Source organism: Pseudomonas sp. GW821-FHT07F01, assembly GCF_059418825.1.
Genome location: NZ_JBWKQO010000004.1, coordinates 692359 through 712525 on the forward strand (window position 1 = coordinate 692359; position 20167 = coordinate 712525).

Here is a 20167-nt window from a genome sequence, read left to right on the forward strand (position 1 = left end):
ATCCCTGCCTTTCTGACAAATCTGGCATAACACTTGCTCTTGCCTTGCCGTGCGACTGTGAACCCCCGATTAGTGACGGATTATTGGCATGGCGAAGAGCGAAGCAGCAGAAAAACCCACCGCAGGGAAAAGCAAACTCAAGCTTATCCTCTTGATTGTCCTGGCGTTGTTGCTGGCCATCGGCCTGTCGGTCGGCGCCACCTGGTACTTCATGCACAGTGCTCAGAGCAAGCCGGCCCCGGCTGCAGAGACCGCCAGCAACGTCAAGCCTGCGGCGATCTACGAGCCCATGGCCCCAGCCTTTGTTGCCAACTTCACGCAGAACGGCCGGCAGCGCTACATGCAGGTGAGCATTACCCTGCTGGCGCGTAATCAGGCCGACCTGGATGCGCTGAAAGTGCACATGCCAGTGATCCGCAACAACCTGGTCATGCTCTTCTCCGGGCAGAGTTTCGACACCCTGGCCACTCCGGTCGGCCAGGAAATGCTCCGCCAGAAGGCCACCGCCAGCGTTCAGGAAGTGGCGCAGAAAGAGGTGGGCAAAGTGGTGGTCGAGCAGTTGCTCTTTACTAACTTCGTACTGCAGTAGGAACACGACATGGCCGTGCAGGACCTGCTGTCCCAGGATGAGATCGATGCGCTGTTGCATGGCGTCGACGACGGTCTGGTGCAGACCGAACACGCTGCCGAGCCCGGCAGTGTCAAAAGCTACGACCTGACCAGCCAGGATCGCATCGTCCGTGGACGCATGCCGACCCTGGAAATGATCAACGAGCGTTTCGCCCGCTATACCCGTATCAGCATGTTCAACATGCTGCGCCGTTCGGCTGACGTGGCAGTGGGTGGCGTGCAGGTAATGAAGTTCGGCGAGTATGTGCACTCGCTGTACGTACCCACCAGTCTGAACCTGGTGAAGATCAAGCCGCTGCGCGGCACCGCGCTGTTCATTCTTGACGCCAAGCTGGTGTTCAAGCTGGTGGACAACTTCTTCGGCGGCGATGGCCGCCACGCGAAGATCGAAGGGCGCGAATTCACCCCGACCGAACTGCGGGTGGTGCGCATGGTGCTGGAGCAGGCCTTCGTCGATCTCAAGGAGGCGTGGCAGGCGATCATGCCGGTCAACTTCGAGTACATAAACTCGGAAGTGAACCCGGCCATGGCCAACATCGTCGGTCCCAGCGAAGCCATCGTGGTGTCGACCTTCCACATCGAGCTCGATGGCGGTGGCGGCGATCTGCACGTGACCATGCCGTATTCGATGATCGAGCCGATCCGCGAAATGCTCGACGCCGGCTTCCAGTCCGACCTGGACGACCAGGATGAACGCTGGAGCAAGGCTCTGCGCGAGGACGTGCTGGATGTGGCCGTGCCGCTAAGCGCCACTGTCGCCCGTCGTCAGTTGCGCCTGCGGGACATCCTGCACATGCAGCCTGGCGATGTAATCCCGGTGGAACTGCCCGAAGACATGATCATGCGCGCCAATGGCGTGCCGTCGTTCAAGGTCAAGCTGGGTTCCCACAAGGGCAATCTGGCGCTGCAAGTGATCGAGCCGATCGAGCGCCGTTGAGCGGCGCTCCAACCTGTTTGCTGTTCAATGAATTTTTGCCCGTCGAGGACCCATGATGGCTGACGAAATTAACTCCCAGGACGACCAGGCGCTGGCCGACGAGTGGGCTGCTGCGCTGGAAGAAACCGGTGATGCCGGTCAGGCGGATATCGATGCCCTGCTGGCGGCGGACGCCGGCGCTGCGTCAAGTTCCGGGCGCTTGCAGATGGAAGAGTTCGGCAGCGTGCCGAAGAACCATGAGCCGGTCACATTGGACGGCCCTAACCTGGACGTGATTCTGGATATCCCGGTATCGATCTCCATGGAAGTGGGCAGCACCGATATCAACATTCGCAACCTGCTGCAGCTCAACCAGGGCTCGGTGATCGAGCTCGATCGCCTGGCCGGCGAGCCGCTGGACGTGCTGGTCAACGGCACCCTGATCGCCCATGGCGAGGTGGTTGTGGTCAACGAAAAGTTCGGCATTCGCCTGACTGACGTGATCAGCCCCAGCGAACGCATCAAGAAGCTGCGCTAAGTGAACAAGCTGCTTGGCATTGCATTCGCGCTGCCCCTGAGCGCCCTGGCCGCGGAGCCGGCGGCCACCGCCGCGGTGGCGGCGGCTGCGCCCGTGACCGGCAGTGTCAGCGGCCAGTTGACCCAGCTGGTACTGGGCCTGCTGCTGGTGATCGGCGTGATCTTCTTCCTGGCCTGGCTGTTGCGCCGGGTGCAGCAGGCCGGTCCTGCCGGCAAGGGGCAGGTGATCGAACTGATCGGCTCCCGGGCTCTGGGCCCGCGCGATCGCCTGGTGCTGGTGCAGGTTGGCAACGAGCAGATCCTGCTGGGCCTGACCCCGGGCACCATCACCCCGTTGCATGTACTCAAGGAGCCGGTGCAGGTGCCCAGTGCCGAGCAGGCGACGCCCGAGTTCGCCCAGCGCCTGATGGAGCTGTTGGGCAAGGATCAGAAGGATAAGAAGTAATGCCGTTGCGCATCATCTTGACGTTGGCACTGATGCTGGCGGCGCCGCTGGCGTTGGCGGCGGACCCGTTGTCGATCCCGGCGATCACCCTTGGCACCAATGCCAGCGGCCAGCAGGAGTATTCGGTCAGCCTGCAGATCCTGCTGATCATGACGGCGCTGAGCTTCATTCCAGCGTTCGTCATGCTGATGACCAGCTTCACCCGGATCATCATCGTCTTCTCGATCCTGCGTCAGGCCCTGGGCCTGCAGCAGACCCCGTCGAACCAGATCCTCACCGGCATGGCGCTGTTTCTTACCATGTTCATCATGGCGCCGGTGTTCGACCGGGTGAACCAGGACGCCTTGCAGCCTTACCTGGCGGAAAAACTCACCGCCCAGGACGCCGTGGCCAAGGCTCAGGTGCCGATCAAGGACTTCATGCTGGCGCAGACCCGCAGCAGCGACCTGGAGCTGTTCATGCGCCTGTCCAAGCGCACCGACATCGCCAGCCCTGACCAGGCGCCGCTGACCATCCTGGTCCCGGCCTTCGTCACCTCCGAGCTCAAGACTGCGTTCCAGATCGGCTTCATGATCTTCATTCCGTTCCTGATCATCGACCTGGTGGTGGCCAGTGTGCTGATGGCCATGGGCATGATGATGCTCTCGCCCCTGATCATTTCCCTGCCGTTCAAGATCATGCTGTTCGTCCTCGTGGACGGTTGGGCGTTGATCATCGGTACCCTGGCGGGCAGTTTCGGTGGTGTTTAAAACCTTGTTTGCGGGTGATCGATAATGACTCCGGAAGTCGCGGTAGACCTGTTTCGCGAAGCGCTCTGGCTGACCACCATGATGGTGGCGGTGCTGGTGGTGCCCAGCTTGTTGGTGGGCCTGATGGTGGCCATGTTCCAGGCTGCCACCCAGATCAACGAACAGACCCTGAGCTTCCTGCCGCGCCTGCTGGTGATGCTGGTGACCCTGATTGTCGCCGGGCCCTGGCTGGTGCAAACCTTCATGGAATACATCCGTCAGTTGTACGGCAGTATTCCGCAGTTGATCGGCTGAGCCCATGTCCCTGCTGGCGTTGACCGACACCCAGATCAGTACCTGGGTGGCGAGCTTCATGTTGCCGCTGTTCCGGGTCACCTCGCTGCTGATGGTGATGCCGGTCTTCGGGACCACCCTGGTGCCGCGGCGGGTACGCTTGTACTTTGCCCTGGCGATCACCGTGGTGATAGCGCCGGGGCTGCCGCCCATGCCCGAAGTGCACGCCCTGGATCTCAGCGGCCTGTTGCTGGTCGCCGAACAGATCCTGATCGGCGCGGTACTGGGGTTTTCCCTGCAGCTGTTCTTCCAGGCTTTCGTGGTTGCCGGACAGATCGTGGCGATCCAGATGGGCATGGGGTTCGCTTCCATGGTCGACCCCACCAACGGTGTGTCGGTGGCGGTGATCGGGCAGTTCTTCACCATGCTGGTGACCCTGTTGTTCCTGGCCATGAACGGCCACCTGGTGGTGTTCGAGGTGCTTACCGAGAGCTTTACCACCCTGCCGGTGGGTGGCGGCCTGATGGTCAACCACTACTGGGAGCTGGCAGGCAAGCTCGGTTGGGTGCTGGGGGCGGCGCTGCTGCTGGTATTGCCGGCGATCACCGCGCTGCTGGTGGTGAACATCGCCTTTGGCGTCATGACTCGCGCGGCGCCGCAATTGAACATCTTCTCCATCGGCTTTCCCCTGACCCTGGTGCTGGGCATGGGCATTGTCTGGATCAGCCTGGCCGACATTCTCAACCAGTATCAACCGCTGGCCTCCGAGGCCCTGCAGTTCTTGCGCGAACTGGCGAGGGCACGCTGAGCCATGGCAGAGAGCGAGAGCGGTCAGGACAAGACAGAAGAGCCCACGGAGAAACGCAAAAAGGACTCCCGGGAAAAGGGCGAGATTGCCCGCTCCAAGGAGCTCAATACCCTGGCCATCATGCTGGCGGGGGCGGGTGGTCTGCTGGTCTATGGTGGTGGCCTGGCCCTGGATCTGCTGGAAATCATGCGCCTGAACTTCTCCCTGCCCCGTGAAGTGCTGCTCAGCCCCGGGGCCATGGGCCTGTACCTGCTGCATTCGGGCAAGATCGCCATCCTGGCGGTGCAGCCGGTACTGCTGACCCTGCTGCTGGCGGCGGTCATCGGCCCCATTTCCCTGGGCGGCTGGTTGTTCGCCGGAAAGAGCCTGGCGCCCAAGTTCAGCCGGATGAACCCGGCCAACGGCCTCAAGCGGATGTTTTCCCCCACGGCGTTGATCGAGCTGCTCAAGGCCCTGGCCAAGTTTGCCCTGGTGCTGTTCGTGGCGCTCTCGGTGCTCTCGGCAGATATCGACGACCTCTTGCGTATCGCCCATGAGCCCCTGGAGAAGGCGATCATCCACAGCATCCAGGTGGTGGGCTGGAGCACCTTGTGGATGGCCTGCGGGCTGATCCTGATTGCCGCAGTGGATGTGCCGGTGCAGCTGTACCAGGCTCACAAGAAGTTGCTGATGACCAAGCAGGAAGTGCGCGACGAGCACAAGGACCAGGAGGGGCGGCCTGAGGTCAAGCAGCGGATTCGCCAGTTGCAGCGCGAGATGTCCCAGCGGCGGATGATGGCGGCGATCCCGGAGGCCGATGTGGTCATCACCAACCCGACCCACTACGCCGTGGCGCTCAAATACGATGCCGAGAAGGGCGGGGCGCCGGTGCTGCTGGCCAAGGGCAGCGACTTCCTGGCCTTGCAGATTCGCGAGATCGCCGTGGCCCACGAAGTCATGCTGCTGGAGTCGCCGGCCCTGGCGCGTTCGATCTTCTATTCCACCGAGCTTGAGGAAGAGATTCCTGCCGGGCTTTACCTGGCGGTGGCCCAGGTACTGGCCTACGTCTATCAGATCCGCCAGCACCGCGCGGGCAAGGGCAAGCGCCCGGATCCGCTCAAGGATCTGCCGATTCCGCCGGATCTGCAGCGCGATACTTCTGGCAAGCAGGCCCCGCCCGGGCCCGTCACGCCGGTATAAGCCTGGCCATAGCGGCGCTAAAAAACACTTCTCGCCAGAAAAGTGGCTTATTGCCATTATTTTTTTTGCTTGTGCATGCCCGGGCTTGCCGATGCGGCTGATAGAGGCTGCGTCCCTCTGCTTCCGGGGTCAGGGCAAAGTTGGAAGGTTTCTTGCAGTAGCAGCCCCGTGCCGCTTCAGGCGTCAAAAGTTTGCTTTACGGAACGGGGTAAATCGGTGGATCGCTCTCAGTTAATCAACACGGCTCGCAGCAACCTGGCTGACCTCGGTCGAGGCAATCTGGGTGTGCCGGTGCTGCTGTTGGTCATGCTGGCCATGATGATGTTGCCGGTCCCGGCGTTCCTGCTGGACGTGTTCTTCACGTTCAACATCGCTTTGTCGATCGTGGTTCTGCTGGTGTGCGTGTACGCCCTGCGGCCGCTGGACTTTGCCGTGTTCCCCACCATTCTGCTGGTGGCCACGCTGCTGCGCCTGGCGCTCAACGTGGCCTCGACCCGGGTGGTGATGCTCCATGGCCAGGAGGGCCACGCCGCTGCCGGTAAGGTGATCCAGGCCTTCGGTGAGGTGGTGATCGGCGGCAACTACGTGGTCGGTATCGTGGTCTTTGCGATCCTCATGATCATCAACTTCGTGGTGGTGACCAAGGGTGCCGGCCGTATTTCCGAGGTGAGCGCGCGCTTCACCCTGGACGCCATGCCCGGCAAGCAGATGGCCATCGATGCTGACTTGAACGCCGGCCTGATCGACCAGAACCAGGCCAAGCTGCGCCGTCTCGAAGTGGCCCAGGAGGCCGAGTTCTACGGTTCCATGGACGGTGCCAGCAAATTCGTGCGCGGTGACGCCATCGCCGGTTTGCTGATCCTGTTCATCAACCTGATCGGCGGCATGGCCGTCGGTATCTTCCAGCACAACATGAGCTTTGGCGATGCGGGCCGGGTATACGCCTTGCTGACCATTGGTGACGGTTTGGTGGCGCAATTGCCATCACTGTTGCTGTCCACTGCGGCGGCGATCATGGTGACCCGGGCTTCGGGTTCCGAAGACATGGGCAAGCAGATCAACCGCCAGATGTTCGCTTCGCCCAAGGCGCTGGCGGTGGCAGCCGGCCTGATGGCCGTGATGGGGCTGGTGCCGGGCATGCCGCACGTCTCCTTCCTCAGCCTGGCGGCCGTGGCCGGTGGCGCCGCTTACCTGGTCTGGAAAAAACAGAACCAGGTCAAGGTCAAGGCTCTGGAAGAGGTCCAGCGTCAACAGGACCTGCTGCCTTCCCCGGCCCGTGCCCTGGAAACCAAGGAGTTGGGTTGGGACGACGTGACGCCGATCGACATGATCGGCCTGGAAGTCGGTTACCGCCTGATTCCCCTGGTGGATCGCAACCAGGGCGGGCAATTGCTGGCGCGGATCAAGGGGGTGCGCAAGAAGCTCTCCCAGGACCTGGGCTTTCTCATGCCCACGGTGCATATCCGCGACAACCTGGACCTGGCGCCGAGCGCCTACCGCCTGACCCTGATGGGGGTGATCCTGGCCGAAGCGGAGATCTATCCGGATCGCGAGCTGGCGATCAACCCGGGGCAGGTCTATGGCACGCTCAACGGCATCTCCGCTCGGGACCCGGCCTTTGGTCTGGAAGCGGTGTGGATCGAAATCAGCCAGCGGCCGCAGGCGCAGTCCCTGGGCTACACCGTGGTGGACGCCAGTACCGTGGTCGCCACCCACTTGAACCAGATTCTGTACAAGCACTCCAGCGAACTGATCGGCCACGAAGAGGTCCAGCAGTTGCTGCAAGTGTTGTCCAAGAGTTCGCCGAAGCTGGCCGAGGAATTGGTACCGGGCGTGCTGTCGCTGTCGCAGTTGCTCAAGGTCCTGCAAGCGCTGCTGGCCGAGCAGGTGCCGGTACGCGACATCCGCAGCATTGCCGAAGCCATCGCCAACAATGCCGCCAAGAGTCAAGATACTGCCGCTTTGGTTGCCGCGGTACGCGTCGGATTGTCTCGTGCCATCGTTCAAAGCATTGTAGGCACTGAGTCTGAGCTGCCTGTGATCACCTTGGAGCCAAGGTTGGAACAAATTTTGCTCAGCAGTCTGCAGAAGGCAGGACAAGGCCAGGAAGAAGGCGTTCTGCTGGAGCCAAGCATGGCAGAGAAGCTGCAGCGTTCGCTGATCGATGCGGCGCAGCGTCAAGAGATGCAAGGTCAACCGGTGATTCTGTTGGTAGCGGGGCCGGTCCGCGCCATGCTCTCGCGGTTCGGCCGTCTCGCCGTCCCGGGTTTGCATGTGCTGGCGTACCAGGAAATTCCGGACAACAAGCAAGTGACCATCGTTGCGACAGTAGGGCCCAACGGCTGAGGTAGTGGGTTATGCAAGTTAAGCGTTTTTTCGCCGCCGATATGCGTCAGGCCATGAAACTGGTTCGTGATGAGTTGGGCGCTGAAGCCGCCATCATCGGCAACCGGCGGATCGCCGGCGGTGTCGAGCTGACGGCTGCGCTGGATTACAAGTTGTCGGCCTTGTCGCCACGGGTTCCGAACATGGAACTCGAGGACGAGCTGCGCAAGACCCAGTCGCGGATTGTCACCGCCCAGGCCGAACTGAGCCTGCGGGGCGAGGGCGACAGTGCCTCGATCACCAATCGCCAGCTGTTCGCCGGCCTGCCGTTGACCGCGGCCGAGCCCCTGATCGAGCCGACCCTGACCGAGCGTCCGCGCCCGGCGCCGGCTCCTGCAGCGCCACCTGCCGATACGCGGGCGCTGGACTCGATGCGTTTCGAGCTCAACGGTCTGCGCGAACTGCTGGAAGTGCAGCTCGGCTCCCTGGCCTGGAGCCAATTGCAGGGCAGTCGTCCGGAGCAGGCCAATCTCTGGCGTCGCCTGCAGCGCATCGGCCTGTCGGGCCCGCTGGCCCGCGACCTGCTGGCACTGATTACCGAAATCAACGAACCCCGTCAGGCCTGGCGCATGTTGCTGGCGCACCTGGCGCGAATGATCCAGACCCCGGAAGTCGAGCCTCTGGAAGAGGGCGGTGTGATCGCCATGGTCGGCCCGGCCGGCATGGGCAAGACCACCACCCTGGCCAAGCTGGCGGCGCGCTACGTGCTCAAGTACGGGGCGCAGAACATTGCCCTGGTGAGCATGGACAGCTACCGCATCGGCGCCCAGGAGCAGCTCAAGACCCTGGGGCGCATCCTGAATGTGTCGGTGACCCATGTGGACCCGGGCCAGTCCCTGGCCCAGGCACTGGATCCGCTGCTGCGCAAGCGCGTGGTGCTGATCGATACCGCCGGCCTGCAGGCCAGCGATCCGGCGTTGCGCATGCAACTGGAGAGCCTGGCCGGTCGTGGCATTCGTGCGAAGAACTATCTGGTACTGGCTACCACCAGCCAGAAACAGGTGCTGACCGCCGCCTACCACAGCTACAAACGCTGCGGCCTGGCCGGTTGCATCCTGACTAAACTTGATGAAACAGCCAGTCTTGGCGAAGTGTTGAGCCTGGCTATCAGTCATGAACTGCCGGTTGCCTATCTCACTGATGGTCCGCGGATTCCTGACGATCTGCACCTGCCTCGCCGGCATCAGCTGGTGAGTCGCGCGGTAAGCGTACAGATGCAGGAAGAACCCAGCGAGGAAGCCATGGCCGACATGTTCGCTGACCTTTACCACAGCCCGTCCAAACGGGTTGGCTGAGGTAATCATGAATAGATTGCAGTGTATCTACATCGATGGTCTGCCATGCATTGTTCCAATGGTGAACGCGCAGCCAGTTATGTGGCCCCGTCTAAGTAAGACAAGGTAAAGAAAGAACATGGGCAGCATGCATCCCGTACAGGTGATTGCGGTGACCGGCGGCAAAGGTGGCGTCGGCAAGACTAATGTGTCAGTGAACTTGTCCCTGGCTCTGGCTGAGCTCGGCCGGCGGGTCTTGCTGCTGGATGCCGACCTGGGACTGGCCAATGTCGATGTCCTGCTGGGCCTGACTCCCAAACATACCCTGGCCGACGTCATCGAGGGTCGTTGCGAACTGCGCGATGTGCTGCTCCAGGGCCCTGGAGGCATCCGCATCGTACCGGCCGCCTCGGGCACCCAGAGCATGGTGCACCTGAGCCCCGCGCAGCACGCTGGCCTGATCCAGGCCTTCAGCGATATCGGCGACAATCTCGATGTGCTGGTGATCGACACCGCTGCGGGTATTGGTGACTCGGTAGTCAGCTTTGTCCGCGCGGCCCAGGAAGTACTGCTGGTGGTGTGCGACGAGCCGACCTCGATCACGGACGCCTACGCGCTGATCAAGCTGCTCAACCGCGACTACGGCATGAACCGTTTCCGGGTCCTGGCCAACATGGCTCAGAGCCCTCAGGAAGGTCGCAACCTGTTTGCAAAATTGACCAAGGTCACGGATCGCTTCCTGGACGTGGCCTTACAATACGTCGGCGCAGTTCCCTACGACGAAAGCGTACGCAAGGCCGTGCAAAAGCAGCGTGCGGTCTATGAAGCCTTTCCTCGTTCGAAGTGTGCATTGGCGTTCAAGGCCATCGCGCAAAAAGTCGATACCTGGCCGTTGCCGGCGAACCCACGCGGGCATCTGGAGTTTTTTGTCGAGCGGCTAGTGCATCAAACAGCGGGACCGGTGCTATGACTGCCAGTGGCTACAACCTCTACAAGAAGTCGGCGCGTGACAGCCAGTACGAATTGATCGAGCGCTACGCGCCTCTGGTCAAGCGTATTGCCTATCACCTGCTGGCGCGGTTGCCGGCCAGTGTTCAGGTAGAAGACCTGATTCAGGCCGGGATGATCGGTTTGCTTGAAGTGTCGACCAAATACGACGCGAGCAAGGGGGCGAGTTTCGAAACCTACGCGGGTATCCGTATCCGTGGGGCGATGCTCGACGAGGTTCGTAAAGGCGACTGGGCACCGCGTTCGGTGCACCGTAATACGCGCATGGTCAGTGATGCGATTCGCGCAATTGAAGCTAAAACCGGTCGTGACGCTAAAGATCATGAAGTTGCGGCCGAACTTCAATTGAGTCTCGACGATTATTACGGGATTTTGAACGACACCTTGGGCAGCCGCCTGTTCAGTTTCGACGACCTGTTGCAGGACGGCGAGCATGAAGGGCTGCATGAGGATGGCGCCAGTGCTCATCTCGAGCCGTCACGGGACCTGGAGGATGAACGCTTCCAGGCCGCGTTGGCGGATGCGATTGCCAATTTGCCGGAGCGCGAGCGACTGGTGTTGGCGCTGTACTACGACGAAGAGCTGAACCTCAAGGAAATCGGTGAGGTCCTGGGGGTCAGCGAATCGCGGGTCAGCCAGTTACACAGCCAGTGCGCAGCCCGTTTGCGGGGGCGTTTGGGGGAGTGGCGAGCGCGCTGACAGGCAGTGTGGGGACACTGCGTTCAGGACCGGTGAAGCAAGCGCTGCACCGGTCTTGCAGTATGTGCTCCATGCAGTCGTTGTGTGTTATGCCGGATTGATTGAATGGCGCGTTCAGGTGCTGGATGCGTTTAAGACTGCTTGGAGGTCGAATTGGACAAGAACATGAAAATCCTCATCGTTGATGACTTTTCAACGATGCGGCGGATCATTAAGAACCTGTTGCGTGATCTGGGATTCACCAACACGGTCGAGGCCGACGATGGCACTACCGCCATTCCGGTACTCAACAGCGGGAGCATCGACTTTCTGGTAACGGACTGGAACATGCCGGGCATGACCGGTATCGACCTGCTGCGCCACGTGCGCGCCGATGAAAAACTCAAGCACCTGCCGGTATTGATGGTGACTGCTGAAGCCAAGCGCGAGCAGATCATCGAAGCTGCCCAGGCCGGCGTAAACGGCTATGTCGTCAAACCATTCACGGCTCAGGCGTTGAAAGAGAAGATCGAAAAAATCTTCGAACGCATCGGTTGAGACGCGTAGCCATTCCGCCACGGGGGAGCTATGGAGCATAACGAATCTTCACTGGGCGACTTTGAGTCGACCCTGAAAAAACATGCGCTGGAACTGGTCGAGAGCCTTGAAAAGGGCAAGTTCGGCGAAGCGGTGCAATTGATCCATGAGCTCAATCAGACCCGTGACCGCGGCCTGTACCAGGAAGTGGGCAAGCTCACCCGCGAGCTGCATAGCGCGATCGTCAATTTCCAGATTGACCCGCACATGCCGCAAGCCGAGGAAGTTTCACAGATCACGGATGCCACTGAGCGCCTGTCCTATGTGGTCCGGCTGACGGAAGCCGCAGCCAACCGCACCATGGACCTGGTGGAGAGCAGCACCCCGCTGGTCAACGGCCTGAGCACTGAAGCCCAGGCCTTGAGCGCAGACTGGGGGCGCTTCATGCGGCGCGAGGTCGGCGCTGAAGAGTTTCGCGAACTGGCGCGCCGGGTCGACAGTTTCCTGACGCGCAGCGAGCAGGAAACCCGCACCGTTTCGGGCCACCTCAACGACATTCTGCTGGCGCAGGATTACCAGGACCTGACCGGTCAGGTGATCAAGCGTGTGACCCAGTTGGTCACGGAAGTCGAAAGCAATCTGCTCAAACTCGTCTTGATGGCCAGCCAGGTCGATCGTTTCGCCGGTATCGAACATGACCGTGAATCGATCCTCGCTGAAAAAGATCCGCAAAAACATCTCGCCAAGGGTGAAGGTCCGCAGATTCATGCCGATAAACGGGAAGACGTTATGTCCGGTCAGGACGATGTAGACGATTTGCTTTCCAGCCTTGGATTCTAGGAGCACCCATTAATGAGCTTCGGCGCCGATGAAGAGATCCTTCAGGATTTCCTGGTTGAGGCCGGCGAGATTCTAGAGCAACTGTCCGAACAACTGGTCGAGCTGGAAAGCCGGCCGGATGATGCGGATTTGCTCAATGCAATTTTTCGCGGTTTTCACACTGTTAAAGGGGGCGCCGGCTTCCTCCAGCTCAATGAGCTGGTGGAGTGCTGCCACATCGCCGAGAACGTCTTCGACATCCTGCGCAAGGGTGAGCGGCGAGTCGACTCGGAACTGATGGACGTGGTGCTTGAAGCTCTGGACGCGGTGAACGGCATGTTCAGCCAGGTCCGTGAGCGCACCGAAATCACCGCTGCCACACCGGAGTTGCTGGCGGCCCTGGCGCGCCTGGCCGAACCTGCCGGTGCCGAGCCTGCAGCACCTGCTGTGGAAGAGGTGGTTGAGCCGGTTGCCGAGCCTGTGGCTGAAGAAAGCCCGGCAGGGGACATCACCGATAACGAATTCGAGCTGTTGCTCGACTCGCTGAATGCCGCCAAGGCCGAAGCCGAAGCAGCGCCTGCCGCCGCACCTGCGGCCCAGGGCGAGCCGGCCAGCGATGAAATCACCGACGCCGAGTTCGAATCCCTGCTCGATCAGTTGCACGGCAAGGGCCAGTTCGCCCCGGATGCCGTGGCACCGGCCGCGGCCAGTGCCACCAGTGGTGCGGCTGGCGCAGGTGATGAGATCACCGACGATGAATTCGAAGCATTGCTGGACCAGTTGCATGGCAAGGGCAACTTCGCCGTGGAGGCCCTGGATTCGGCCGTGGCGGCGGCGCCTGCCGCTCCTGCCGCAGCCGCACCAAGCGCAGCCGCAGCCGGCAGCGACCTGATCACCGATCACGAATTCGAATCCCTGCTGGATGAGTTGCACGGCAAGGGCAAATTCTCCGAAACCCCGGGTGCGGCCAAGCCAGCCGCGGCCACTGCGGCTCCGGCTGCGGCGGCCACTGCTGCCGTCGCCAAGCCGGCGGCGAAGAAGCCCGAGCCCAAGGCCGAGGCGCCGAAAGCTGCCGCTGCTCCTGCTGCGGCCCCGGCCCCGGCCCCGGCTCGCGCCGCCGCTGCGGCCCCGCCGGCGGAAAAGCCTGCCAGCGAAGCGGAAACCACGGTGCGTGTCGATACCGCGCGCCTGGACGAAATCATGAACATGGTGGGCGAGCTGGTGCTGGTGCGTAACCGCCTGGTGCGCCTGGGCCTCAACAGCGGCGACGAAGCCATGTCCAAGGCCGTGTCGAACCTCGACGTGGTGACTGCCGACCTGCAGACCGCGGTGATGAAGACCCGCATGCAGCCGATCAAGAAGGTCTTCGGGCGCTTCCCGCGCCTGGTTCGCGACCTGGCCCGGCAGCTCAAGAAAGAGATCAACCTGGAGCTGGTGGGGGAAGAAACCGACCTCGACAAGAACCTGGTAGAAGCCCTGGCCGACCCGCTGGTGCACTTGGTGCGCAACGCGGTGGACCACGGCATCGAATCGCCGGAAGAGCGCGAAGCCTCGGGCAAGTCCCGTGGCGGCAAGGTGGTACTGGCGGCGGAACAGGAAGGCGACCACATCCTGCTGTCGATCTCCGATGACGGCAAGGGCATGGACCCGAACGTGTTGCGCGCCATCGCCGTCAAGCGCGGCGTGATGGACAAGGATGCCGCCGACCGCCTGAGCGATACCGAGTGCTACAACCTGATCTTTGCCCCGGGCTTCTCCACCAAGACCGAGATTTCCGATGTGTCCGGTCGCGGTGTGGGCATGGACGTGGTGAAGACCAAGATTTCCCAGCTCAATGGTTCGATCAACATCTATTCGACCAAGGGCCAGGGCTCGAAGATCGTCATCAAGGTGCCGTTGACCCTGGCGATCATGCCGACACTGATGGTCATGCTCGGCAACCAGGCATTCGCTTTCCCGCTGGTCAACGTCAACGAGATCTTCCACCTCGACCTGTCGCGCACCAACGTGGTGGACGGCCAGGAAGTGGTGATCGTGCGCGACAAGGCGTTGCCCCTGTTCTACCTCAAACGCTGGCTGGTCAGTTCCGCCGCTCATGAAGAGCAGCGCGAGGGCCACGTAGTGATCCTTTCGGTGGGTACCCAGCGGATCGGCTTTGTCGTCGATCAACTGGTGGGCCAGGAAGAAGTGGTCATCAAGCCCTTGGGCAAAATGCTTCAGGGAACCCCGGGCATGTCCGGCGCCACCATTACCGGTGACGGCCGCATTGCTCTGATCCTCGATGTTCCGAGCATGCTCAAGCGTTACGCCGCACGGCGTATTTGATTCGGCGGGGAGGGGCGGTTGGCCTCGCCCCACCTAACGGAGTGTTTATGGCAGTCAAAGTCCTGGTGGTGGACGATTCGGGTTTTTTCCGCCGCCGCGTCTCGGAAATTCTTTCAGCGGATTCGAATATCCAGGTCGTCGGCACGGCGACCAATGGTAAAGAGGCGATCGATCAGGCCCTGGCGCTCAAGCCGGACGTGATCACCATGGACTACGAGATGCCGATGATGGATGGCATCACCGCAGTGCGGCACATCATGCAGCGCTGCCCGACGCCGGTCCTGATGTTCTCCTCCCTGACCCACGAAGGCGCCCGAGTGACTCTCGATGCGCTGGATGCCGGGGCGGTGGACTTTCTGCCGAAGAACTTCGAGGACATCTCGCGCAATCCCGAGAAGGTCAAGCAGTTGCTGTGCGAGAAGGTCCACAGTATTTCGCGCAGCAATCGGCGCTTCAGCAGCTACAGTGCTCCGGCACCGCAGCCGGCGAGTGCTCCGGCACCTGCTCCTTCGAGCTTCGCCAGTTCGCGCTCGCCAGCTCCCGCACCGGCTCCGGCCCGCGCAGCGGCGCCGGCGGCCAGTGCGAATTCGCCGGCACCCAAGCGCAAGGCCTACAAGCTGGTGGCCATTGGTACGTCCACAGGCGGCCCGGTGGCGCTGCAGCGGGTCCTGACCCAGCTGCCGGCCAACTTCCCGGCACCTATCGTGCTAATCCAGCATATGCCGGCGGCCTTCACCAAGGCCTTTGCCGAGCGTCTGGACAAGCTCTGCCGCATCAGCGTCAAGGAAGCCGAGGATGGCGACATCCTGCGTCCGGGCCTGGCGCTGCTGGCGCCTGGCGGCAAGCAGATGATGGTCGACGGTCGTGGTGCGGTGAAGATTCTCCCGGGCGATGAGCGCTTGAACTACAAGCCGTGCGTGGATATCACCTTCGGCTCTGCGGCCAAGTCCTACAGCGACAAAGTTCTGGCGGTGGTGCTCACCGGCATGGGCGCCGACGGTCGCGAAGGCGCGCGTCTGCTCAAGCAGGGCGGCAGTGCGGTATGGGCCCAGGACGAGGCCAGCTGTGTGATCTATGGCATGCCAATGGCCATCGTCAAGGCCAACCTGGCGGATGCGGTGTACAGCCTGGACGACATCGGCCGGCACCTGGTCGAGGCCTGTCTCTGATGGATGTGCTCAGCCTTATCGGGATCATCATGGCGTTTGTCGCCATCATCGGTGGCAACTACCTGGAGGGGGGGCACCTGTCGGCCCTGGCCAACGGTCCGGCGGCACTGATCGTGCTCGGCGGGACCATCGGCGCGGCACTGCTGCAGTCGCCGCTGAGCGCCTTCAAACGGGCCATGCAGATCCTTGCCTGGATCCTGTTCCCGCCCCGGGTCGATCTGCCGGGCGGCATCGACCGGGTGGTCAACTGGAGCCTCACCGCGCGCAAGGAAGGCCTGCTGGGCCTGGAAGGCGTGGCGGATGCCGAGCCTGACAGTTATGCGCGCAAGGGCTTGCAGTTGCTGGTGGACGGTGCCGAACCCGAAGCCATCCGCAGCATTCTCGAAGTGGATTTCTATACCCAGGAAAGTCGTGATATCGAGGCCGCCAAGGTGTTCGAGAGCATGGGCGGCTATGCGCCGACCATCGGCATCATCGGCGCGGTAATGGGGCTGATCCACGTGATGGGCAACCTGGCCGATCCATCCCAGCTGGGTAGCGGCATCGCCGTGGCCTTCGTCGCCACTATCTATGGGGTGGCCAGTGCCAACCTGGTGCTGCTGCCGATCGCCGCCAAGCTGAAATCCGTTGCCTTGCGCCAGTCGCGTTACCGGGAAATGCTCCTCGAAGGCATCCTGTCGATCGCCGAAGGCGAAAACCCCCGCTCCATCGAGCTGAAGCTGCAAGGCTTCATGGACTGATTATGGCCCGTCGTCGCCAGCAAGAAGAACACGTCAACCATGAGCGCTGGTTGGTTTCCTACGCCGACTTCATTACCTTGCTGTTCGCGTTTTTCGTGGTCATGTACTCGATTTCCTCGATCAACGAGGGCAAGTACAAGGTCATTTCCGAAGCCTTGATCGGGGTCTTCACCGACTCCGATCGTAGCCTCAAGCCGATTCCCATCGGTGACGAGCGTCCCAAGACCGTGACCCCGGCCAAACCCCTGGTCAAGGACAGCGACCAGACCGACGCCGGCATCGCCGGGGCCAGCGACCCGCTGAAAAGCATCGCCGATGACATCAGCGCAGCCTTCGGCGACCTGATCAGCTCCAACCAGATGACCGTGCGCGGCAATGAACTGTGGGTGGAGATCGAACTCAACTCCAGCCTGCTGTTCGGCAGTGGCGATGCCATGCCCAGCGACCAGGCGTTCACCATCATCGACAAGGTGGCGAAGATCCTCAAACCCTTCGACAATCCGATCCATGTCGAGGGCTTCACCGACAACCTGCCGATCCAGACCGCGCAATACCCGACCAACTGGGAACTGTCCTCGGCCCGTTCGGCGAGCATCGTGCGCATGCTGGCGATGCAGGGGGTGAACCCGGCGCGCATGGCCTCGGTGGGCTACGGTGAGTTCCAGCCAGTGGCCAACAACGCCACCGCCGAAGGCCGGGCGCGCAATCGCCGGGTGGTGCTGGTGGTGTCGCGCAACCTGGATGTGCGCCGCAGCCTGACCGGTACCGGCACCGCCCATGCAACACCGGATGCGGCACTCAAGCGTGCTGGCACACAAACTGCACCAACCCCGGTCAAAACGCCGGTACAGGGAAGCGCCGTCAATTCTCCGTCACCTGCTTTATAACTTAGCGCTATGTCTCGCCCCGCTGTGGCCGGGCGGGAGGAACCAACCGAATGAGAGTCTGGGCAGTTGCCAATCAAAAGGGTGGTGTCGGTAAAACCACCAGTTCCATCGCTTTAGCCGGCTTGCTGGCCGAGGCGGGCAAGCGTGTGGTCGTGGTCGATCTCGACCCCCACGGCTCCATGACCAGCTACTTCGGCTATGACCCGGACAGCCTGGAGCACAGCAGCTACGACCTGTTCCTGCACAAGGGCAATGTGCCCCAGGACCTGCCGGGCCAGTTGTTGCTGGGTACCAGCCACGAGCGTATTTCGCTGTTGCCGTCCAGCACCGCGCTGGCCACCCTGGAGCGCCAGTCGCCGGGGCAGAGCGGCCTGGGCCTGGTAATCGCCAAGAGCCTGGCGCAGCTGTGGCAGGATTTCGACTATGCGGTGATCGACAGCCCCCCGTTGCTCGGGGTGCTGATGGTCAATGCCCTGGCGGCCAGCCAGCAGTTGGTGATCCCGGTGCAGACCGAGCACCTGGCGGTCAAGGGCCTGGAGCGCATGGTCAATACCCTGGCCATGGTCAATCGCTCGCGCAAGCAACCCTTGCCGTTCACTATCGTGCCGACCCTGTTCGACCGCCGTACCCAGGCCTCCCTGGGCACCCTGCGGGTACTGCGGGACAAGTTTCCCGAGGAGATCTGGCAAGGCTACATTCCGGTGGATACCCGCCTGCGCGACGCCAGCCGGGCCGGGGTCACCCCTTCGCAATTCGATGGCAAGAGCCGCGGCGTACTGGCCTACAAGGCCTTGCTCAAGCACTTGCTGGCCCAGCAGCTCGTGGCGCAGGTGGCTTGACGTGAAGCGTTATTCAAGTCGCCACGCCGCCCGGCCGATAACCCCTACAGGTCACTGTATCGGGGTTTTAGCGTGGGCATCCTCATGAACCGTCCTCTGGATGTAAAGAGCCGGCCGCAGTTGGCGCTGCAGTCGTACCTGGACGCTTTGCTGCAGGACGCCACCGACGAGGAGTTGCTGCCAGAGCCGCCGATCCCGGTGCCCGCCCCGGTAGTGGTCGAAGCCTCCAGTGAAGTGCTGGATGAATTCCAGGCCGCGGTACTGGAAGAGCAGGCCCGTGACGCCGAGCTCCAGCAGCACTCGGCGCCTGCGGTTGCTGCGCCAGAGCCCGTTGCCACCCCGGTGCTGGAAGCGCCGGAGCCCATGCCAAGCACTCTCTCGCCCGTGGTGCCGATGCTCCAGGCCCTGGTGCCGCCCGTGGTGGAAGTGCACTTGCCGCCGAGCAATACGCCGCCTCCGGTCACCGGCAGCGATCGTCCCGCCTGGGCGGCAGAGCCGTTCGAGTGCCTGTTGTTCGATGTCGCGGGCCTGACCCTGGCGGTGCCCCTGGTATGCCTGGGCTCGATCTATTCCCTGGCCGGGCAGGAGCTGACGCCGCTGTTCGGCCAGCCGGAATGGTTCCTCGGTATCCTGCCGAGCCAGGCTGGCAACCTGAAGGTGCTGGATACCGCACGCTGGGTCATGCCGGATCGCTACCGCGACGATTTCCGCCAGGGCCTGCAGTACGTGATCTCGGTCCAGGGCTATGAGTGGGGGCTGGCGGTGCACCAGGTCAGCCGCTCGCTGCGCCTGGACCCCAATGAAATCAAGTGGCGCAGTCACCGTGGCCAACGCCCGTGGCTGGCCGGCACGGTGATTGAACATATGTGCGCCTTGCTCGATGTTGCCGAACTGGCGGAATTGATCGCCACCGGTGGCGCCAAGCAGATGGCGATCAGTCAAGCGGCCCACAAGCCGAAGTAAACCAACAACAGGCCGCGTCCGTCGGGCGTGGCCACACAGAACACACGCCGTTTTCAACGGTTATTTGAGGGGTCAGGGTATGAATAAGTCGTCGTCTGCACAGGGTTCCGAAGATCCGATCCTGCAATGGGTCACCTTCAAGCTGGATAACGAGTCCTACGGCATCAACGTGATGCGGGTCCAGGAAGTGCTGCGCTACACCGAGATCGCTCCGGTGCCGGGCGCACCCAGCTACGTGCTGGGGATCATCAACCTGCGCGGCAACGTGGTGACCGTGATCGATACCCGCCAGCGCTTCGGCCTGGTGCCGACCGAAGTCAACGACAACACCCGGATCGTCATCATCGAAGCCGACAAGCAAGTGGTCGGGATCATGGTGGACAGCGTCGCCGAAGTGGTTTACCTGCGCCAGTCGGAAGTCGAGACCGCGCCGAACGTCGGCAACGAAGAGTCGGCCAAGTTCATCCAGGGCGTGTGCAACAAGAACGGCGAACTGCTGATTCTGGTTGAGCTGGACAAGATGATGAGCGAAGAGGAATGGTCGGAACTGGAGAGTATCTGATTGATCCTCGAGGTAGCGGTAATTGTCCTGGCGATCCTCTGGGTGGCCACTCTGGCTCTGTTCCTGTCCTACACCCGCAACCAGCGGCAGATTGCTGCCCAGCAGGCTGAGGGTGACGCCGTGCGCGACCAGCGGATCAAGGAGCTGGCCAAGCGCGTCGACCATTACCAGAGCGGTACGGTGCGCATGGGCGAGGACCTGCACGAGTTGCGCGCTGTGGTAGCGCCTTTGCCGGACAAGCTGGCCCAGCTGGAGCAGCGTGACCCTTCCAGCCTGTCGTTCGCCCAGGCCGCGCGCCTGGTGGGCATGGGCGCCAGCGTCGACGAGCTGACCCAGTCCTGCGGCCTCACCCAGGCTGAAGCGGAGCTGGTCAGCAAGCTGCACAAAGGCTGATGTAACCGCGAACGCCCGCTGCAAAAAGGCCCCTGGGGCCCTCATGCGGCC

The 20167-nt window shown here is 62.2% G+C and carries 22 protein-coding genes; all 22 read left to right on the forward strand.

Translation table 11 applies throughout. The features are described from left to right. Positions 1-88: 88 nt before the first annotated feature. Positions 89-589 (forward strand): flagellar basal body-associated protein FliL, encoded by a 501-nt coding sequence (fliL, locus tag AC07R1_RS17685; protein ID WP_011059983.1) that lies wholly within the window; start codon positions 89-91, stop codon positions 587-589. Positions 590-598: 9 nt separating this feature from the next. Then, on the forward strand, positions 599-1567 hold the full coding sequence (gene fliM / locus AC07R1_RS17690) for a flagellar motor switch protein FliM (protein ID WP_011059984.1): 969 nt from the start codon (positions 599-601) through the stop codon (positions 1565-1567). Positions 1568-1622: 55 nt separating this feature from the next. After that, complete coding sequence (gene fliN / locus AC07R1_RS17695) at positions 1623-2084, forward strand: flagellar motor switch protein FliN (RefSeq protein WP_011059985.1); 462 nt, start codon at positions 1623-1625, stop codon at positions 2082-2084. Continuing rightward, a complete protein-coding gene (gene fliO, locus AC07R1_RS17700; protein ID WP_011059986.1) occupies positions 2085-2528 on the forward strand; it encodes a flagellar biosynthetic protein FliO in 444 nt (147 codons plus the stop codon). Next, the gene (fliP, locus tag AC07R1_RS17705; RefSeq protein WP_011059987.1) at positions 2528-3277 is read left to right on the forward strand and encodes a flagellar type III secretion system pore protein FliP; all 750 of its coding nucleotides are present in this window, start codon (positions 2528-2530) and stop codon (positions 3275-3277) included. The genes fliO and fliP overlap by 1 nt, the downstream gene beginning before the upstream one ends. Before the next feature lie 24 nt (positions 3278-3301). After that, positions 3302-3571 carry a flagellar biosynthesis protein FliQ gene (fliQ, locus tag AC07R1_RS17710; RefSeq protein ID WP_011059988.1) on the forward strand — a complete coding sequence of 90 codons (270 nt, stop codon included), beginning with the start codon at positions 3302-3304 and terminating at the stop codon, positions 3569-3571. 4 nt (positions 3572-3575) lie between these two features. Continuing rightward, complete coding sequence (gene fliR, locus AC07R1_RS17715; RefSeq protein ID WP_011059989.1) at positions 3576-4358, forward strand: flagellar biosynthetic protein FliR; 783 nt, start codon at positions 3576-3578, stop codon at positions 4356-4358. Positions 4359-4361: 3 nt separating this feature from the next. After that, complete coding sequence (gene flhB / locus AC07R1_RS17720; protein WP_065363383.1) at positions 4362-5537, forward strand: flagellar biosynthesis protein FlhB; 1176 nt, start codon at positions 4362-4364, stop codon at positions 5535-5537. A gap of 216 nt (positions 5538-5753) precedes the next feature. Further along, positions 5754-7883: a flagellar biosynthesis protein FlhA gene (gene flhA, locus AC07R1_RS17725; RefSeq protein ID WP_065363384.1), complete on the forward strand. Its 2130-nt coding sequence runs from the start codon at positions 5754-5756 to the stop codon at positions 7881-7883. Between the two features lie 11 nt (positions 7884-7894). Next, positions 7895-9217, forward strand: coding sequence for a flagellar biosynthesis GTPase FlhF (gene flhF, locus AC07R1_RS17730; RefSeq protein WP_011060001.1), 1323 nt, complete (start codon positions 7895-7897; stop codon positions 9215-9217). A 118-nt stretch (positions 9218-9335) separates the two neighbouring features. After that, positions 9336-10166 carry a flagellar synthesis regulator FleN gene (gene fleN, locus AC07R1_RS17735; RefSeq protein ID WP_011060002.1) on the forward strand — a complete coding sequence of 277 codons (831 nt, stop codon included), beginning with the start codon at positions 9336-9338 and terminating at the stop codon, positions 10164-10166. After that, positions 10163-10903, forward strand: coding sequence for an RNA polymerase sigma factor FliA (gene fliA / locus AC07R1_RS17740; protein ID WP_011060003.1), 741 nt, complete (start codon positions 10163-10165; stop codon positions 10901-10903). The genes fleN and fliA overlap by 4 nt, the downstream gene beginning before the upstream one ends. 165 nt (positions 10904-11068) lie before the next feature. Continuing rightward, positions 11069-11440 carry a chemotaxis response regulator CheY gene (locus AC07R1_RS17745; protein WP_003183998.1) on the forward strand — a complete coding sequence of 124 codons (372 nt, stop codon included), beginning with the start codon at positions 11069-11071 and terminating at the stop codon, positions 11438-11440. A gap of 30 nt (positions 11441-11470) precedes the next feature. Next, positions 11471-12259 carry a protein phosphatase CheZ gene (locus tag AC07R1_RS17750; protein WP_047284566.1) on the forward strand — a complete coding sequence of 263 codons (789 nt, stop codon included), beginning with the start codon at positions 11471-11473 and terminating at the stop codon, positions 12257-12259. 12 nt (positions 12260-12271) lie between these two features. Continuing rightward, positions 12272-14563, forward strand: coding sequence for a chemotaxis protein CheA (locus tag AC07R1_RS17755; RefSeq protein ID WP_053149762.1), 2292 nt, complete (start codon positions 12272-12274; stop codon positions 14561-14563). A gap of 47 nt (positions 14564-14610) precedes the next feature. Further along, a complete protein-coding gene (locus AC07R1_RS17760; RefSeq protein WP_011060006.1) occupies positions 14611-15732 on the forward strand; it encodes a protein-glutamate methylesterase/protein-glutamine glutaminase in 1122 nt (373 codons plus the stop codon). Further along, entirely contained in the window at positions 15732-16472 is a 741-nt protein-coding gene (locus AC07R1_RS17765) for a flagellar motor protein (RefSeq protein WP_011060007.1), read from the forward strand. The genes AC07R1_RS17760 and AC07R1_RS17765 overlap by 1 nt, the downstream gene beginning before the upstream one ends. A gap of 2 nt (positions 16473-16474) precedes the next feature. Further along, positions 16475-17359, forward strand: coding sequence for a flagellar motor protein MotD (motD, locus tag AC07R1_RS17770; protein WP_011060008.1), 885 nt, complete (start codon positions 16475-16477; stop codon positions 17357-17359). Between the two features lie 50 nt (positions 17360-17409). Next, positions 17410-18198: a ParA family protein gene (locus AC07R1_RS17775; protein ID WP_011060009.1), complete on the forward strand. Its 789-nt coding sequence runs from the start codon at positions 17410-17412 to the stop codon at positions 18196-18198. A gap of 84 nt (positions 18199-18282) precedes the next feature. Further along, on the forward strand, positions 18283-19161 hold the full coding sequence (locus AC07R1_RS17780) for a chemotaxis protein CheW (RefSeq protein ID WP_011060010.1): 879 nt from the start codon (positions 18283-18285) through the stop codon (positions 19159-19161). Positions 19162-19240: 79 nt separating this feature from the next. Continuing rightward, the gene (locus AC07R1_RS17785) at positions 19241-19723 is read left to right on the forward strand and encodes a chemotaxis protein CheW (protein WP_011060011.1); all 483 of its coding nucleotides are present in this window, start codon (positions 19241-19243) and stop codon (positions 19721-19723) included. After that, complete coding sequence (locus AC07R1_RS17790) at positions 19724-20116, forward strand: DUF2802 domain-containing protein (protein WP_011060012.1); 393 nt, start codon at positions 19724-19726, stop codon at positions 20114-20116. Positions 20117-20167: the final 51 nt, after the last annotated feature.

Excerpts from the sequence above, each read along its gene's own strand:
- AC07R1_RS17760 (WP_011060006.1), top strand. The coding sequence starts at position 14,611 with ATGGCAGTCAAAGTCCTGGTGGTGGACGATTCGGGTTTTTTCCGCCGC.
- AC07R1_RS17775 (WP_011060009.1), top strand. The coding sequence starts at position 17,410 with ATGAGAGTCTGGGCAGTTGCCAATCAAAAGGGTGGTGTCGGTAAAACC.
- flhF (WP_011060001.1), top strand. The coding sequence starts at position 7,895 with ATGCAAGTTAAGCGTTTTTTCGCCGCCGATATGCGTCAGGCCATGAAA.
- AC07R1_RS17755 (WP_053149762.1), top strand. The coding sequence starts at position 12,272 with ATGAGCTTCGGCGCCGATGAAGAGATCCTTCAGGATTTCCTGGTTGAG.
- fliA (WP_011060003.1), top strand. The coding sequence starts at position 10,163 with ATGACTGCCAGTGGCTACAACCTCTACAAGAAGTCGGCGCGTGACAGC.
- fliL (WP_011059983.1), top strand. The coding sequence starts at position 89 with ATGGCGAAGAGCGAAGCAGCAGAAAAACCCACCGCAGGGAAAAGCAAA.
- AC07R1_RS17785 (WP_011060011.1), top strand. The coding sequence starts at position 19,241 with ATGAATAAGTCGTCGTCTGCACAGGGTTCCGAAGATCCGATCCTGCAA.
- fliR (WP_011059989.1), top strand. The coding sequence starts at position 3,576 with ATGTCCCTGCTGGCGTTGACCGACACCCAGATCAGTACCTGGGTGGCG.
- fliP (WP_011059987.1), top strand. The coding sequence starts at position 2,528 with ATGCCGTTGCGCATCATCTTGACGTTGGCACTGATGCTGGCGGCGCCG.
- flhB (WP_065363383.1), top strand. The coding sequence starts at position 4,362 with ATGGCAGAGAGCGAGAGCGGTCAGGACAAGACAGAAGAGCCCACGGAG.
- fliN (WP_011059985.1), top strand. The coding sequence starts at position 1,623 with ATGGCTGACGAAATTAACTCCCAGGACGACCAGGCGCTGGCCGACGAG.
- motD (WP_011060008.1), top strand. The coding sequence starts at position 16,475 with ATGGCCCGTCGTCGCCAGCAAGAAGAACACGTCAACCATGAGCGCTGG.
- fliQ (WP_011059988.1), top strand. The coding sequence starts at position 3,302 with ATGACTCCGGAAGTCGCGGTAGACCTGTTTCGCGAAGCGCTCTGGCTG.
- AC07R1_RS17745 (WP_003183998.1), top strand. The coding sequence starts at position 11,069 with ATGAAAATCCTCATCGTTGATGACTTTTCAACGATGCGGCGGATCATT.
- AC07R1_RS17765 (WP_011060007.1), top strand. The coding sequence starts at position 15,732 with ATGGATGTGCTCAGCCTTATCGGGATCATCATGGCGTTTGTCGCCATC.
- fliM (WP_011059984.1), top strand. The coding sequence starts at position 599 with ATGGCCGTGCAGGACCTGCTGTCCCAGGATGAGATCGATGCGCTGTTG.
- fleN (WP_011060002.1), top strand. The coding sequence starts at position 9,336 with ATGGGCAGCATGCATCCCGTACAGGTGATTGCGGTGACCGGCGGCAAA.
- AC07R1_RS17750 (WP_047284566.1), top strand. The coding sequence starts at position 11,471 with ATGGAGCATAACGAATCTTCACTGGGCGACTTTGAGTCGACCCTGAAA.
- AC07R1_RS17780 (WP_011060010.1), top strand. The coding sequence starts at position 18,283 with ATGAACCGTCCTCTGGATGTAAAGAGCCGGCCGCAGTTGGCGCTGCAG.